The 16,167-nt window shown below is 55.8% G+C and carries 12 protein-coding genes, 2 tRNA genes and 2 rRNA genes; 4 read left to right on the forward strand and 12 right to left on the reverse strand.

What is annotated here, in order from left to right; genetic code table 11:
• Nucleotides 1–71: 71 nt before the first annotated feature.
• Nucleotides 72–353: a peptidylprolyl isomerase PpiC gene (ppiC, locus tag HBM95_22125; protein ID NIH45599.1), complete on the forward strand. Its 282-nt coding sequence runs from the start codon at nucleotides 72–74 to the stop codon at nucleotides 351–353.
• 93 nt (nucleotides 354–446) lie between these two features.
• Here the strand turns inward: ppiC and ilvC are convergent, their stop codons facing one another.
• Nucleotides 447–1,922: a ketol-acid reductoisomerase gene (gene ilvC, locus HBM95_22130; protein NIH45600.1), complete on the reverse strand. Its 1,476-nt coding sequence runs from the start codon at nucleotides 1,920–1,922 to the stop codon at nucleotides 447–449.
• A 152-nt stretch (nucleotides 1,923–2,074) separates the two neighbouring features.
• Between ilvC and ilvY the strand changes: the two genes are divergently transcribed.
• Entirely contained in the window at nucleotides 2,075–2,965 is an 891-nt protein-coding gene (ilvY, locus tag HBM95_22135; GenBank protein ID NIH45601.1) for an HTH-type transcriptional activator IlvY, read from the forward strand.
• On the opposite strand, the gene ilvA is transcribed toward ilvY, so the two are convergent.
• The 6 genes from ilvA to ilvL all read right to left on the reverse strand — a co-directional run bounded on the left by ilvA (nucleotide 2,962) and on the right by ilvL (nucleotide 9,512).
• Nucleotides 2,962–4,506, reverse strand: coding sequence for a threonine ammonia-lyase, biosynthetic (gene ilvA, locus HBM95_22140; GenBank protein ID NIH45602.1), 1,545 nt, complete (start codon nucleotides 4,504–4,506; stop codon nucleotides 2,962–2,964). The two genes, ilvY and ilvA, sit on opposite strands and share 4 nt — an antisense overlap.
• A 2-nt stretch (nucleotides 4,507–4,508) precedes the next feature.
• Nucleotides 4,509–6,359, reverse strand: a complete 1,851-nt coding sequence (gene ilvD / locus HBM95_22145; GenBank protein NIH45603.1) for a dihydroxy-acid dehydratase — start codon at nucleotides 6,357–6,359, stop codon at nucleotides 4,509–4,511.
• A 60-nt stretch (nucleotides 6,360–6,419) separates the two neighbouring features.
• Complete coding sequence (gene ilvE, locus HBM95_22150; GenBank protein ID NIH45604.1) at nucleotides 6,420–7,349, reverse strand: branched-chain-amino-acid transaminase; 930 nt, start codon at nucleotides 7,347–7,349, stop codon at nucleotides 6,420–6,422.
• Nucleotides 7,350–7,367: 18 nt separating this feature from the next.
• The gene (gene ilvM / locus HBM95_22155; protein ID NIH45605.1) at nucleotides 7,368–7,631 is read right to left on the reverse strand and encodes an acetolactate synthase 2 small subunit; all 264 of its coding nucleotides are present in this window, start codon (nucleotides 7,629–7,631) and stop codon (nucleotides 7,368–7,370) included.
• Nucleotides 7,628–9,274: an acetolactate synthase 2 catalytic subunit gene (locus HBM95_22160; GenBank protein ID NIH45606.1), complete on the reverse strand. Its 1,647-nt coding sequence runs from the start codon at nucleotides 9,272–9,274 to the stop codon at nucleotides 7,628–7,630. The genes ilvM and HBM95_22160 overlap by 4 nt, the downstream gene beginning before the upstream one ends.
• A 139-nt stretch (nucleotides 9,275–9,413) precedes the next feature.
• On the reverse strand, nucleotides 9,414–9,512 hold the full coding sequence (ilvL, locus tag HBM95_22165) for an ilv operon leader peptide (protein NIH45607.1): 99 nt from the start codon (nucleotides 9,510–9,512) through the stop codon (nucleotides 9,414–9,416).
• Nucleotides 9,513–9,853: 341 nt separating this feature from the next.
• Between ilvL and HBM95_22170 the strand changes: the two genes are divergently transcribed.
• Nucleotides 9,854–11,374, forward strand: coding sequence for a YifB family Mg chelatase-like AAA ATPase (locus HBM95_22170; GenBank protein NIH45608.1), 1,521 nt, complete (start codon nucleotides 9,854–9,856; stop codon nucleotides 11,372–11,374).
• 24 nt (nucleotides 11,375–11,398) lie between these two features.
• On the opposite strand, the gene HBM95_22175 is transcribed toward HBM95_22170, so the two are convergent.
• A complete protein-coding gene (locus HBM95_22175) occupies nucleotides 11,399–11,737 on the reverse strand; it encodes a DUF413 domain-containing protein (GenBank protein NIH45609.1) in 339 nt (112 codons plus the stop codon).
• A gap of 118 nt (nucleotides 11,738–11,855) precedes the next feature.
• Here HBM95_22175 and hdfR point away from each other — a divergent pair, with 118 nt between their 5' ends.
• Nucleotides 11,856–12,677, forward strand: coding sequence for an HTH-type transcriptional regulator HdfR (gene hdfR / locus HBM95_22180; GenBank protein ID NIH45610.1), 822 nt, complete (start codon nucleotides 11,856–11,858; stop codon nucleotides 12,675–12,677).
• 99 nt (nucleotides 12,678–12,776) lie between these two features.
• Here hdfR and HBM95_22185 read toward each other — a convergent pair.
• The 4 genes from HBM95_22185 to HBM95_22200 all read right to left on the reverse strand — a co-directional run bounded on the left by HBM95_22185 (nucleotide 12,777) and on the right by HBM95_22200 (nucleotide 16,137).
• A tRNA-Trp gene (locus HBM95_22185) sits at nucleotides 12,777–12,852 on the reverse strand.
• Between the two features lie 54 nt (nucleotides 12,853–12,906).
• Nucleotides 12,907–12,983 (reverse strand) — tRNA-Asp (locus tag HBM95_22190).
• Nucleotides 12,984–13,039: 56 nt separating this feature from the next.
• Nucleotides 13,040–13,155, reverse strand: a 5S ribosomal RNA gene (gene rrf, locus HBM95_22195).
• A gap of 51 nt (nucleotides 13,156–13,206) precedes the next feature.
• A 23S ribosomal RNA gene (locus HBM95_22200) occupies nucleotides 13,207–16,137 on the reverse strand.
• Between the last annotated feature and the right edge of the window lie 30 nt (nucleotides 16,138–16,167).

Below are 16,167 nucleotides of genomic sequence, written 5' to 3' on the forward strand. Positions count from 1 at the left end.
TGAAAGTCAGGAGGGGAGAATAACAGCGTGGTAGTATAGCGAGCCTAATCCATACCACTCAAGGCACGATCATGGCAAAAACAGCAGCAGCACTGCATATCCTTGTTAAAGAAGAGAAACTGGCTCTGGATCTTCTGGAGCAGATTAAAAACGGTGCCGACTTCGGCAAGCTGGCGAAGAAGCACTCTATTTGTCCGTCAGGCAAGCGTGGCGGCGATTTAGGTGAATTCCGTCAGGGTCAGATGGTTCCGGCGTTCGATAAAGTGGTTTTCTCCTGCCCGGTGCTGGAGCCAACCGGTCCGCTGCATACCCAGTTCGGTTATCACATCATTAAAGTGCTGTATCGGAAATAAACAGCAAGGCCTTCTCTTAGAGAAGGCCTTTAATGTTTGCACCCTCTCCCCGTGGGAGAGGGTCGGGGTGAGGGCATCAGCCCGCACCTGGTGTTAACCTGCTACCGCGATACGTTTCATATCGGTCATGTAGCCACGCAGTTTGTGGCCCACTTTCTCGATCTGGTGGCTGCGAATGGCTTCGTTTACGTCACGGAGCTGCGCGTTGTCTACCGCACCTTCCGCAATCGCTTTGCCCAGATCACCCGTCTGCAGGGTGGTCATGAACTCTTTCAGCAGCGGTACGCAGGCGTAAGAGAACAGGTAGTTACCGTATTCTGCGGTATCAGAGATAACCACGTTCATTTCGTACAGACGCTTACGGGCGATGGTGTTCGCAATCAGCGGCAGCTCGTGCAGAGATTCATAGTACGCAGACTCTTCGATGATGCCAGAATCCACCATGGTTTCGAACGCCAGCTCAACGCCTGCTTTCACCATCGCGATCATCAGTACGCCTTTATCGAAGTACTCCTGCTCGCCGATTTTACCTTCATACTGCGGCGCGGTTTCGAACGCGGTTTTACCGGTCTCTTCACGCCAGGTCAGCAGTTTCTTGTCGTCGTTCGCCCAGTCCGCCATCATGCCGGAAGAGAACTCGCCGGAGATGATGTCATCCATGTGTTTCTGGAACAGCGGCGCCATGATGGTTTTCAGCTGCTCAGAGAGTGCAAACGCGCGCAGTTTGGCCGGGTTGGACAGGCGGTCCATCATCAGCGTAATCCCGCCCTGCTTCAGCGCTTCGGTGATAGTTTCCCAGCCGAACTGAATCAGTTTTTCCGCATAGGCCGGGTCGGTACCTTCTTCCACCAGCTTGTCGAAGCAGAGCAGAGAACCGGCCTGCAGCATGCCGCACAGAATGGTCTGCTCGCCCATCAGGTCAGATTTCACTTCGGCAACGAAGGAGGATTCCAGAACGCCCGCACGGTGGCCGCCGGTCGCTGCAGCCCACGCTTTGGCAATCGCCATGCCTTCGCCTTTCGGATCGTTTTCAGGGTGAACCGCGATAAGCGTCGGTACGCCGAAGCCACGCTTGTACTCTTCGCGTACTTCCGTACCCGGGCACTTCGGCGCCACCATCACTACGGTGATGTCTTTACGGATCTGCTCGCCCACTTCAACGATGTTGAAGCCGTGGGAGTAGCCCAGCGCGGCGCCGTCTTTCATCAGCGGCTGTACGGAGCGCACTACGTCTGAGTGCTGCTTGTCTGGCGTCAGGTTAACAACCAGATCCGCCTGCGGGATCAGCTCTTCGTAGGTACCCACTTTGAAGCCGTTTTCGGTCGCTTTACGCCATGAAGCGCGCTTCTCGGCAATCGCTTCTTTACGCAGGGCGTAGGAGATATCCAGACCGGAGTCACGCATGTTCAGGCCCTGGTTCAGGCCCTGTGCGCCACAGCCGACGATGACCACTTTTTTACCCTGAAGGTAGCTCGCGCCATCGGCAAATTCGTCACGCGCCATGAAGCGGCATTTGCCCAGCTGCGCCAGCTGCTGGCGCAAGTTCAGTGTATTAAAGTAGTTAGCCATGGGTGATACCTCGTGATGTTGTGTGTCTTATAGTTCGGTTCGCGTTTCAGCGAGAATGCACCCACATTACAACAGGAAATTTATTGCGGAAATTGATATATTCACAACGTCATATTGCAATTTTTGCAATGTAAAAAGAGGGAGTGGAATCGGTGGATTTACGCGATCTAAAAATGTTCCTGCACCTGGCGGAAAGCCGCCATTTTGGCCGCAGCGCCCGGGCGATGCACGTCAGCCCCTCCACGCTTTCGCGCCAGATCCAACGCCTTGAGGAAGACCTCGGCCAGCCGCTGTTCGTACGCGATAACCGTACTGTCACCCTAACGGAAGCGGGAGAAGAGCTGCGCATTTTTGCCCAGCAGACGCTGTTGCAGTACCAGCAGCTGCGGCACGCCATCGATCAGCAGGGGCCATCGCTCTCCGGCGAACTGCATATTTTCTGCTCCGTGACCGCCGCCTATAGCCATCTGCCACCCATTCTCGACCGCTTCCGCGCAGCCCATCCGTCGGTTGAGATTAAGCTCACCACCGGCGACGCCGCCGACGCCATGGAAAAAGTGGTGACGGGCGAAGCGGATCTCGCCATCGCCGGGAAACCCGAAACCCTGCCGGGGGCAGTGGCGTTCTCGATGCTGGAGAATCTGGCGGTGGTACTGATTGCCCCGGCGCTGCCCTGCCCGGTACGTAACCAGGTCTCAGTGGAAAAACCGGACTGGTCCACGGTGCCGTTTATCATGGCCGATCAAGGGCCGGTGCGTCGCCGCATCGAGCTGTGGTTCCGCCGTCAGAAAATCAGCAATCCGTCGATATACGCTACCGTCAGCGGTCATGAGGCGATGGTGTCAATGGTGGCGCTCGGCTGCGGCGTAGCGCTGCTGCCGGAAGTGGTGCTGGAAAACAGCCCGGAACCAGTGCGCAATCGCGTGATGATTCTGGAACGCAGCGATGAGAAAACACCGTTCGAGCTTGGCGTGTGCGCACAAAAAAAGCGGCTGCATGAGCCGCTTATTGATGCGTTCTGGAAGATATTGCCGAACCACTAGCCCGCCAGAAAGAACCTGAACGCCGGGTTATGGGTTTCGTCGTGGCACTCATAACCCAGCTCGTTCAGCCGCGTTTCGAAATCCGGCTCGTGCTCGCCCAGTTCGAACGCCGCCAGCACGCGGCCGTAGTCGGTGCCGTGGCTGCGGTAGTGGAACAGAGAGATGTTCCAGTGCGTGCCCAGCGTGTGCAGGAACTTGAGCAGCGCGCCCGGCGATTCCGGGAATTCGAAGCTGAACAGGCGTTCCTGGAGTGGCTTCGATGGACGCCCGCCGACCATGTAGCGCACGTGCAGCTTCGCCATCTCGTCGTCAGAAAGATCGACCACGCTGTAGCCGCCGTTATGCAGCAGGCTAAGGATCTCTTTGCGCTCCTCCACGCCACGGCTCAGACGCACGCCAACAAAAATGCAGGCGTCTTTGGCATCGGCAAAGCGGTAGTTGAACTCCGTCACCGAACGACCGCCCAGCAACTGGCAGAACTTGAGGAAGCTGCCCTTCTCTTCCGGAATCGTCACCGCCAGCAGCGCTTCCCGCTGTTCGCCCAGCTCGCAGCGCTCGGAAACGTAGCGCAAGCCGTGGAAGTTCACGTTCGCACCAGACAGCACGTGCGCCAGCCGCTCGCCGCGAATGTTGTGCTGCGCGATGTATTTTTTCATCCCCGCCAGCGCCAGCGCGCCGGACGGTTCCGCCACAGCACGCACGTCCTCGAACAGATCCTTCATCGCCGCGCAGATCGCGTCGCTGTCTACCGTGACGATATCATCGAGATATTCCTGGCACAGGCGGAAGGTTTCGTCGCCAATGCGCTTCACCGCCACGCCCTCGGCAAACAGCCCGACGCGCGGCAGGTCGACCGGATGGCCGGCATCCAGCGCCGCCTTCAGGCAGGCAGAGTCTTCCGCTTCAACGGCGATGACTTTGATCTGCGGCATCAGCTGTTTGATCAGCACAGCGACGCCCGCGGCTAACCCGCCGCCTCCAACCGGGACGAATACGCGGTCGAGATGGGCATCCTGCTGCAGCAGTTCAAGCGCCAGCGTGCCCTGCCCGGCAATCACCATCGGGTGGTCGAACGGCGGCACCCAGGTAAAACCCTGCTGCTGCGCCAGCTCGATCGCTTTGGCTTTCGCTTCGTCAAAATTGGCACCGTGGAGCAGTACTTCCCCGCCGAAACCGCGGACCGCGTCGACTTTGATGTCTGCGGTAGCGACCGGCATCACGATCAGCGCTTTCAGACCTAAACGGGCCGAAGAGAAAGCTACACCCTGCGCGTGGTTGCCCGCCGACGCGGTAATCACGCCGCGCGCTTTCTGCTCGTCGGTCAGCCCGGCCATCATCGCGTAGGCGCCGCGCAGCTTGAAGCTATGCACCGGCTGACGGTCTTCGCGCTTGACCAGGATAACGTTGTCGAGGCGCGAAGAGAGTTTTTCCATTTTCTGCAGGGGCGTGACCTGCACGGCTTCATAGACCGGCGCGCGTAGCACCGCTCTCAGGTATTCCGCCCCCTCGGGGGCGGCGGATAAGGGTTGAGACTCGGCCATCATTAGCCCCCAAGTTTAGATTTATCGCGCACCGCGCCTTTATCCGCACTGGTGGCAAGGCTCGCGTAAGCGCGCAGGGCGAAGGAGACTTCACGCTGGCGATCTTTTGGCGTCCAGGCTTTGTCGCCGCGGGCTTCCTGCGCTTCACGGCGGGCCGCAATCTCCTGGTCGCTCAGCTTGAGCTGAATGCCGCGATTCGGAATGTCGATTTCGATCAGGTCACCGTCTTCGATGATGGCGATGTTGCCGCCGCTTGCCGCTTCCGGCGAGACGTGGCCGATGGAGAGGCCGGAGGTGCCGCCGGAGAAACGCCCGTCGGTGATCAACGCACACGCCTTACCGAGTCCCATGGATTTCAGGAAGGTGGTTGGGTAGAGCATCTCCTGCATGCCCGGACCGCCTTTCGGCCCTTCGTAACGAATGACAACCACGTCGCCTTCCACCACTTTGCCGCCGAGAATCGCGTCTACCGCTTCATCCTGGCTTTCGTACACTTTCGCCGGACCGGTGAATTTCAGGATGCTGTCGTCCACGCCTGCGGTTTTCACGATGCAGCCGTTTTCCGCAAAGTTACCGTACAGCACGGCCAGACCGCCGTCTTTGCTGTAGGCATGCTCCAGCGAGCGGATGCAGCCTTCGGCACGATCATCGTCCAGGGTATCCCAACGGCAATCCTGCGAGAACGCCTGCGTGGTGCGAATACCGGCAGGGCCAGCGCGGAACATCTTTTTCACCGCGTCGTCTTTGGTCAGCATCACGTCGTACTGGTCCAGCGACTCCGGCAGCGTCAGGCCGAGCACGTTTTTCACTTCACGGTTCAGCAGCCCGGCGCGATCCAGCTCGCCGAGGATACCGATGACGCCACCGGCACGGTGCACGTCTTCCATATGATACTTCTGGGTACTCGGCGCGACTTTACACAGCTGCGGCACTTTACGGGACAGCTTGTCGATGTCGCTCATGGTGAAGTCGATTTCGGCTTCCTGCGCGGCGGCCAGCAGGTGCAGAACGGTGTTGGTAGAGCCACCCATCGCGATATCCAGCGTCATAGCGTTCTCGAACGCGGCTTTGCTGGCGATGCTGCGCGGCAGCGCGCTGGCGTCGTCCTGCTCGTAGTAGCGTTTGGTCAGCTCAACGATGCGCTTACCGGCATTAAGGAACAGCTGCTTACGGTCGGCGTGGGTCGCCAGCAGCGAGCCGTTGCCCGGCTGAGAGAGGCCCAGCGCTTCGGTCAGGCAGTTCATGGAGTTAGCGGTGAACATCCCGGAACAGGAGCCGCAGGTCGGACACGCGGAGCGCTCTACCTGGTCACTCTGCTCGTCAGAGACTTTCGGGTCCGCGCCCTGGATCATCGCATCGACCAGGTCGAGCTTGATGATTTTGTCGGAGAGCTTGGTTTTCCCCGCTTCCATCGGGCCGCCGGAGACGAAAATCACCGGAATGTTCAGGCGCAGGGAGGCCATCAGCATCCCCGGGGTGATTTTGTCGCAGTTGGAGATGCAGACCATCGCATCGGCGCAGTGGGCGTTAACCATGTACTCAACCGAGTCGGCGATCAGCTCGCGCGACGGCAGTGAATACAGCATGCCCCCGTGCCCCATCGCAATACCGTCATCCACCGCAATGGTGTTGAACTCTTTCGCCACGCCGCCTGAGGCTTCGATTTGCTCGGCAACCAGTTTGCCGAGATCGCGCAGGTGCACGTGGCCCGGTACGAACTGGGTGAAGGAGTTCACCACGGCGATAATCGGCTTGCCGAAATCGGCGTCGGTCATTCCGGTGGCGCGCCACAGCGCGCGGGCTCCCGCCATATTACGGCCGTGGGTGGTGGTGGCTGAACGATACTTAGGCATGCTTTATTGACTCCCGTCTGACTATTTAATGGGACGGTGCGTGCCGTCCCAAATTTATGCTTAGTGATTAACCTGATCTAACCAGCCGTATTTATCTTCTGTTTCGCCGGTGAAGAGGCCAAAGAACGCTTGCTGAATGCGCTTGGTGACCGGGCCACAGCGGCCTTCGCCCACCTGGATACCGTCTACGCTGCGCACCGGCGTGATTTCAGCTGCCGTACCGGACATGAACACTTCATCGGCCAGATACAGGGATTCGCGGGACAGCACCTGCTCGCGAACTTCAATACCCAGATCTTTCGCCAGCTTGATGATGGCGTCACGGGTGATGCCCGGCAGCGCGGACGAGGTGAACGGCGGCGTGAAGAGGATGCCGTCTTTCACTTCAAACAGGTTTTCGCCCGCACCTTCAGAGATGTAGCCGTTTACGTCGAGGGCGATGCCTTCCTGATAGCCGTGGCGGCGCGCTTCGCTGCCGACCAGCAGTGAGGAGAGGTAGTTACCGCCCGCTTTAGCGGCGGTCGGGATGGTGTTTGGCGCCACGCGGTTCCAGGAAGAAACCATTGCGTCGATCCCCTGATCCAGTGCTTCTGCGCCCAGGTAGGCGCCCCACGGGAACGCGGCAATGATCACATCGGTGTTGTAACCGGCCGGCGGGTTCACGCCCATGCCGACGTCACCCACGAAGACCAGCGGACGAATATAGGCGCTGGTCAGTTTGTTCTGGCGAATCACTTCGCGGCAGGCTTCCATCAGCTCATCAACGCTTTGAGAGACCGGGAAACGATAAATTTTGGCTGAGTCATGCAGACGCTGCATGTGTTCGCGATGGCGGAACACCACTGGCCCTTTGTGAGAATCGTAGCAGCGGATGCCTTCAAACACGGAGGTACCGTAGTGCAGCGCGTGGGACATCACGTGGACCTTCGCGTCCTCCCAGCGAACCATCTCACCGTTGAACCAAATGTAATCAGCTTTTTTTGTCGTCATTTTTTCGTCCTGTCACGCTCAAGCGCGGATTTGTTGTGATGTGGTTGTGCTCTGGCAGATGGCAACATGGGCAACGTCTACCAGCTTTGATAACTGACTAAACAGTAAGTCGACCGGCCGCGGGCTGGCAACGGTTAATTCGATACTGATGTTTTGCGCGTCGGTGGCGGTTTCCATATTCATAGAGCAAATCTGAAAACCACGGTGACGGACCACGCGCAAAACGCGTTCTAAAGTTTCCGGGTTGAAGCGAGCCTGCACGGCGACCTGATGTTGCATCATGATAATTTCTCCAGCATTTGTGAGTTACTGGCACCGGGCGGTACCAACGGCCAGACGTTCTCAAGCTCGTCGATTGAGACATGAAGCAGGTATGGCCCTTCGCTTGAAAGCATGGTGTCGAGTGCCGCTTCAACCTGGTCTTTACGGGTGATGTGCTGACCAGGAATGCCGAAGGCGCTGGCCAGAGTGAGGAAATCGGGGTTATCGGTCAGGGTTGTTTCGCTGTAACGCTCCTGGAAAAACAGCTGTTGCCACTGGCGAACCATCCCTAAACGCTGGTTATCGAGCAAGACGATCTTCAGCGGTAACTGCTTGCGCTTCACGGTGCCCAACTCCTGAACGTTCATCATGAAGGAGCCGTCACCGGAGATACAGATAACGGTATCGTTCGGGCGGGCTACCTGTGCGCCTACGGCTGCCGGCAGGCCAAACCCCATGGTGCCTAAGCCGCTGGAGGTGATGAAGTTTTCCGGGCGGGTGTAGGTCATGTGTTGTGCGGACCACATCTGATGCTGTCCCACATCCGTTGTCACCACGCTGTCTGCCGGCTTACGGTCGGAGAGCTGTTTCAAGAGCAGCGGCGCGTAGATGGCCTCTCCGGGATGGTCGTAACGCCAGGCGTGCTCGGCGCGCATGTCTGCGGTGTGCTGACGCCATGCATTGATATCCAGCGGCTGCTGCAATGCCGGTAACAGCGCGTTGAGATCGCCCTGCAGCGCGATATGCGCCTGACGCAGCTTGTTCATCTCCGCCGGGTCGATATCCATATGAATAACTTTGGCATTCGGTGCGAAGGTATTGAGCTTGCCGGTGACGCGGTCGTCGAAACGAGCCCCCACGGCAATGAGCAGATCGCACTCCTGCACCGCCAGGTTTGCCGCCTTGGTGCCATGCATTCCCAGCATGCCGAGGTAGTACGGGTAGTCCGCGTCGACTGCGCCCAGACCTTTCAGCGTGCAGGTAGCGGGCATCTGCGTCACCGCGATAAATTCGCGCAGGGCAGGAACGGCCTGCGCCATGCCTACACCACCGCCGACATAGAGCATCGGCTGTTTCGCCTGCGCCATCATCTGACGCGCCTCTTCAACGTCTGCATGCGGGAATGCTTCGTTGCTTTCAACGGTAGAGAAGTGCGGCTCCAGATCGCCGAGTGCAACCTGAATATCTTTCGGGATATCCACCAGAACCGGGCCAGGACGGCCAGAACTGGCGACCTCGAACGCTTCGGCCATCACGCGAGGCAGCTCTTCGAGAGATTGAACGAGGAAGCTGTGCTTGGTGCAGGCCAGCGATAAGCCGAGGACGTCGACTTCCTGAAAGGCATCGGTACCAATGAACGGAGAGGCTACCTGACCGGTAATCGCCACGACGGGGACGGAATCGAGCAGCGCATCAGCCAGGCCGGTGATCAGGTTCGTTGCACCCGGACCTGAGGTCGCCATGCACACGCCTGTTTTACCTGTCGCACGGGCATAGCCAATGGCTGCCATCGCTGCGCCCTGCTCGTGTCGGCACAAGAGGTGTTCCACGCCGCCGTCATACAGTGCATCGTAAATCGGCATAATTGCGCCACCCGGATAACCGAATACTGTCTCGACTCCCTGCGCGCGCAACGCATGTACTACCCATTGTGCCCCATTCATAGTTAGTTCCCCGTCATAAATCTGGAGAAACAGAATTTTATGCTAGTGTTCATTCTCTGCTCCTCGTTTAAGTTTTTTAGTCATAAAAAAACCCCCGGACCTTTCGGTGCGGGGGTCTTAGTTCGTTAAGGCTTGATTTCTAAGCCTTTCCTCGTCCAAGTGCAGCCCCGCACGGTGGGATAATAATCACCACCACGCTAATCACGACCAGGCTAATCACTCGTAGAAGGGCTGTCATTTTCAGTTCTTTTTGCATCTTGTTCGAAGGAATACCTAAAGAGTTATCACAGTTTTTAAATCAAACACAAGATTTATTTATGACGGACTTGGTTAGCCAGCGAATCATTTCTCATGAAGATATTGTTTTATATAGGGAAATTTTGGAATGAATTTTTTTCATTTTTTTCCTGACGTTCTTAACATCAAAACGGGGGTTTTTATACTCTGCGAGGGTGCTTCCACAGTTATGCAATGGTTTCACTGTGCTAGCAAAATCTCTGAACAGGCAGCGTAAATACACCAAAAGACGCTAAACAGAGAAAACGGGCAATGGCACAGTCACACCAGGAGGTAATACAAATGTCACTGTCAGTTGTTTATACGCGAGCGGCTCTCGGGGTGAAGGCTCCGCTTATTTCCGTAGAGGTTCATTTGAGTAATGGCCTCCCCGGACTCACGCTTGTTGGGTTACCTGAAACCACGGTCAAAGAGGCCAGGGACCGCGTTCGTAGTGCAATAATAAACAGCGGTTATACCTTCCCCGCAAAGAAGATCACCATCAACCTTGCCCCCGCAGACCTGCCTAAAGAGGGTGGGCGATATGATTTACCTATCGCAATTGCGCTTCTCGCGGCTTCTGAGCAGCTTAATACGACCAGGCTAGGCTCGTACGAGTTCGTGGGTGAACTCGCGCTCACAGGCGCATTGAGAGGCGTTCCCGGTGCGATATCGGGAGCGCTGGAAGCAATACGTGCAGGGCGGCAAATCGTTGTGGCCAATGAAAACGCATCAGAAGTGAGTCTTATTGCAGAAAAGGGATGCCTCATCGCAGGGCATCTCCAGGAAGTGTGCGCCTGGCTGGAGGGCCGGCACGAACTGTCCGAGCCGGAAGAGTGTGACGAGGCTATAGCGGATGCGCCAGAAGACCTCAGCGAGATCATGGGACAAGAGCAAGGGAAACGGGCGCTGGAGATTACGGCAGCGGGTGGTCACAATCTTCTGCTGATTGGCCCGCCGGGTACGGGCAAAACCATGCTGGCAAGCAGGCTGAGCGGGTTGCTCCCGCCGCTTAATAACCATGAAGCGCTGGAAAGCGCTGCCATCTATAGCCTTATCAGTTCAACGTCGTTGCATAAACAGTGGCGCCGCCGTCCTTTTCGTTCCCCGCATCATAGCGCTTCGCTGACGGCAATGGTCGGCGGTGGGTCTATTCCGGGGCCGGGTGAGATCTCACTGGCACACAATGGCATTCTGTTCCTCGATGAGCTGCCTGAATTTGAGCGGCGCGTGCTGGATGCACTGAGGGAGCCCATTGAATCCGGTGAGATACATATCTCACGCACGCGAGCCAAAATAAGCTATCCCGCCCAGTTTCAGCTTGTCGCAGCGATGAATCCCAGCCCGACGGGTCACTACCAGGGAAACCATAACCGCTGTACGCCAGAGCAAACGCTGCGCTATCTGGGAAAGCTTTCCGGCCCGTTCCTCGATCGTTTCGATTTATCACTGGAAATCCCCCTTCCGCCGCCGGGCCTGCTAAGGCAGACGCGTACACAGGGTGAAAGCTCAGCGACTGTACGCGAGCGGGTTATCGCGGCGCAGGCACGGCAGTACGCTCGACAAAACAGACTGAATGCACGGCTGGATAATGCCGGGATCCGACAGTTTTGTTCTCTTAACGCTGAAGATGCGGGATGGCTGGAAGAGACGCTGACGCGCTTTGGGCTTTCCATACGTGCGTGGCAGCGCTTGTTAAAAGTAGCCAGAACCATTGCTGACGTGGAGGGCTGTACTGGCATTGAGAGGAAACATTTGCAGGAAGCGTTGAGCTATCGGGCGATCGATCGTTTGCTTTTGCATCTACAAAAGTTACTGGCATAAAAAAGGGGCCGTAGCCCCTTTTTCTTAATCGTCAGACTCGGTGTAGTCTTCTGCACCTTCCATCTGCGGTTTACCGCCAGACAGCGTATGGAAACGTTTTGGACGCTTAATGCGAGCCATGTACTTGATCCATACACGTTCTGCTTCAGACTGCGGCTCACGCTCACCACGGCACACCGAGACAAACTGCTTTTCATCTTCGGTTGCAGGCTCACGTTTACCCAGATCCAGCTCGTTAAAGGCATAACCATGACGCTCAAGCAGCTGCGCCTCTTTGATGGTGAAATCGCCGTGACGAGAGAACCCGCGCGGATAATGTTTATTGTCGAAAAAACGATTAGTCGTCGTAAAGCTTTCCGCCATCCTACACGCTCCTAATTCTTTGGCCGAGCTATTTATGGCGCGGAGTATTAGTTACGCTTGACAGAGTGTAAAACAAAACATTTAAATCATAACGACAAATTATTTTGCGGAGAAAGATGTGGATACGGAATTGCTAAAAACTTTCCTTGAAGTGAGCAGAACGCGCCACTTCGGGCGAGCAGCTGAAGCCCTTTACCTGACGCAGTCAGCAGTCAGTTTTCGTATTCGACAGCTGGAAAATCAACTGGGTGTGAATCTTTTTACCCGTCACCGCAACAACATCCGTTTAACGCCCGCCGGTGAGAAACTGCTCCCGTATGCCGAAACGCTGATGAACACATGGCAGGCAGCACGCAAAGAGGTTGCCCATACGTCGAGGCACAATGAATTCTCAATAGGGGCCAGCGCGTCTCTGTGGGAATGTATGCTCAGTCAGTGGCTTACCCGGCTATATCACTCCCATGGCCATTTGCAATTTGAAGCCCGAATTGCGCAACGTCAGTCGCTGGTTAAGCAACTTCATGAGCGCCAGCTTGATCTTCTGATCACAACTGAAGCCCCCAAGATGGACGAATTTAGCAGCCAGATTGTGGGGCAGTTTGGTCTGGCGCTTTATGCCTCTGAGCCTTCGATGATGAAAGCAGACCTGACCTATTTACGCCTGGAATGGGGGCCAGATTTTCAACAGCATGAGACGGGATTGATTGCTCCTGATGATGTTCCACAGCTAACAACCAGTTCTGCCGAGATTGCCTGTCAGCAACTTCCCCTGTTGAAGGGTTGCACCTGGTTACCCGTTCGTTGGGCAGACACCAGGCCTGGATTGCATACCGTGGTGGATTCCACCACCCTTTCGCGACCACTATATGCAATTTGGCTGCAAAACAGTGATAAGCAATCGCAGATAAAAGATCTATTAAAAATCAATGTAATGGATTAATGATGAGGCCAGCAGAGATGCTGGCTGCATTTTAGAATGCGGAAATTTTCCCGAATTTCAGGCAAAAAAAAATCCTTTGCCGAAGCAAAGGATTCTATATGGCAGGGGCGGAGAGACTCGAACTCGCGACACCCGGTTTTGGAGACCGGTGCTCTACCAACTGAGCTACGCCCCTAAAGTTTTTTGCCATTAAGCCTGCCATCACTGGCAGGCTTAATGTCTTAATAAGTGGCGGAACGGACGGGACTCGAACCCGCGACCCCCTGCGTGACAGGCAGGTATTCTAACCGACTGAACTACCGCTCCACCGAAGACTGCTTGTAACCACCGGATTAATGCACCGGCTTACTACTAAATTTGATGCCTGGCAGTTCCCTACTCTCACATGGGGAGACCCCACACTACCATCGGCGCTACGGCGTTTCACTTCTGAGTTCGGCATGGGGTCAGGTGGGACCACCGCGCTAAAGCCGCCAGGCAAATTCTGTTAATCTGTATCAAGGCTGAAAATCTTCTGTCTCTTCCGCCAAAACACCTTCGGCGTTGTAAGGTTAAGCCTCACGGTTCATTAGTATCGGTTAGCTCAACGCATCGCTGCGCTTACACACCCGACCTATCAACGTCGTCGTCTTCAACGTTCCTTCAGGAGACTTAAAGTCTCAGGGAGAACTCATCTCGGGGCAAGTTTCGTGCTTAGATGCTTTCAGCACTTATCTCTTCCGCATTTAGCTACCGGGCAGTGCCATTGGCATGACAACCCGAACACCAGTGATGCGTCCACTCCGGTCCTCTCGTACTAGGAGCAGCCCCCCTCAATTCTCCAGCGCCCACGGCAGATAGGGACCGAACTGTCTCACGACGTTCTAAACCCAGCTCGCGTACCACTTTAAATGGCGAACAGCCATACCCTTGGGACCTACTTCAGCCCCAGGATGTGATGAGCCGACATCGAGGTGCCAAACACCGCCGTCGATATGAACTCTTGGGCGGTATCAGCCTGTTATCCCCGGAGTACCTTTTATCCGTTGAGCGATGGCCCTTCCATTCAGAACCACCGGATCACTATGACCTGCTTTCGCACCTGCTCGAGCCGTCACTCTCGCAGTCAAGCTAGCTTATGCCATTGCACTAACCTCCTGATGTCCGACCAGGATTAGCTAACCTTCGTGCTCCTCCGTTACTCTTTGGGAGGAGACCGCCCCAGTCAAACTACCCACCAGACACTGTCCGCAACCCGGATTACGGGTCCACGTTAGAACACCAGCCATTAAAGGGTGGTATTTCAAGGACGGCTCCACGCAGACTGGCGTCCACGCTTCAAAGCCTCCCACCTATCCTACACATCAAGGACCAGTGTTCAGTGTCAAGCTATAGTAAAGGTTCACGGGGTCTTTCCGTCTTGCCGCGGGTACACTGCATCTTCACAGCGAGTTCAATTTCACTGAGTCTCGGGTGGAGACAGCCTGGCCATCATTACGCCATTCGTGCAGGTCGGAACTTACCCGACAAGGAATTTCGCTACCTTAGGACCGTTATAGTTACGGCCGCCGTTTACCGGGGCTTCGATCAAGAGCTTCGCGTTGCCGCTAACCCCATCAATTAACCTTCCGGCACCGGGCAGGCGTCACACCGTATACGTCCACTTTCGTGTTTGCACAGTGCTGTGTTTTTAATAAACAGTTGCAGCCAGCTGGTATCTTCGACTGATTTCAGCTCCACCCGCAGGGGCTTCACCTACATATCAGCGTGCCTTCTCCCGAAGTTACGGCACCATTTTGCCTAGTTCCTTCACCCGAGTTCTCTCAAGCGCCTTGGTATTCTCTACCTGACCACCTGTGTCGGTTTGGGGTACGATTTCGTGTTACCTGATGCTTAGAGGCTTTTCCTGGAAGCAGGGCATTTATCACTTCAGCACCGTAGTGCCTCGTCATCACGCCTCAGTGTTAAAGTGAACCGGATTTGCCTGGAACACACACCTACACGCTTAAACCGGGACAACCGTCGCCCGGCTGACATAGCCTTCTCCGTCCCCCCTTCGCAGTAACACCAAGTACAGGAATATTAACCTGTTTCCCATCGACTACGCCTTTCGGCCTCGCCTTAGGGGTCGACTCACCCTGCCCCGATTAACGTTGGACAGGAACCCTTGGTCTTCCGGCGAGCGGGCTTTTCACCCGCTTTATCGTTACTTATGTCAGCATTCGCACTTCTGATACCTCCAGCAGCCCTCACAGGCCACCTTCGACGGCTTACAGAACGCTCCCCTACCCAACAACACATAGTGTCGCTGCCGCAGCTTCGGTGCATGGTTTAGCCCCGTTACATCTTCCGCGCAGGCCGACTCGACCAGTGAGCTATTACGCTTTCTTTAAATGATGGCTGCTTCTAAGCCAACATCCTGGCTGTCTGTGCCTTCCCACATCGTTTCCCACTTAACCATGACTTTGGGACCTTAGCTGGCGGTCTGGGTTGTTTCCCTCTTCACGACGGACGTTAGCACCCGCCGTGTGTCTCCCGTGATAACATTCTTCGGTATTCGTAGTTTGCATCGGGTTGGTAAGCCGGGATGGCCCCCTAGCCGAAACAGTGCTCTACCCCCGAAGATGAGTTCACGAGGCGCTACCTAAATAGCTTTCGGGGAGAACCAGCTATCTCCCGGTTTGATTGGCCTTTCACCCCCAGCCACAGGTCATCCGCTAATTTTTCAACATTAGTCGGTTCGGTCCTCCAGTTAGTGTTACCCAACCTTCAACCTGCCCATGGCTAGATCACCGGGTTTCGGGTCTATACCCTGCAACTTAACGCCCAGTTAAGACTCGGTTTCCCTTCGGCTCCCCTATACGGTTAACCTTGCTACAGAATATAAGTCGCTGACCCATTATACAAAAGGTACGCAGTCACACCACGAAGGTGCTCCCACTGCTTGTACGTACACGGTTTCAGGTTCTTTTTCACTCCCCTCGCCGGGGTTCTTTTCGCCTTTCCCTCACGGTACTGGTTCACTATCGGTCAGTCAGGAGTATTTAGCCTTGGAGGATGGTCCCCCCATATTCAGACAGGATACCACGTGTCCCGCCCTACTCTTCGAGTTCACAGCCTGTGCATTTTCGTGTACGGGAGTATCACCCTGTACCCTGCGACTTTCCAGACGCTTCCACTAACACACAAGCTGATTCAGACTCCGGGCTGCTCCCCGTTCGCTCGCCGCTACTGGGGGAATCTCGGTTGATTTCTTTTCCTCGGGGTACTTAGATGTTTCAGTTCCCCCGGTTCGCCTCGTTAACCTATGTATTCAGTTAACGATAGTGTGACGAATCACACTGGGTTTCCCCATTCGGACATCGCCGGGTCAAAGGTTCATATCACCTCGCCGGCGCTTTTCGCAGATTAGCACGTCCTTCATCGCCTCTGACTGCCAGGGCATCCACCGTGTACGCTTAGTCGCTTAACCTCACAACCCGAAGATGTTTCACTTCTGATTGCGAAAATT

It is taken from the genome of Enterobacter asburiae, from assembly GCA_011754535.1.
GTDB lineage: Bacteria > Pseudomonadota > Gammaproteobacteria > Enterobacterales > Enterobacteriaceae > Enterobacter > Enterobacter cloacae_N.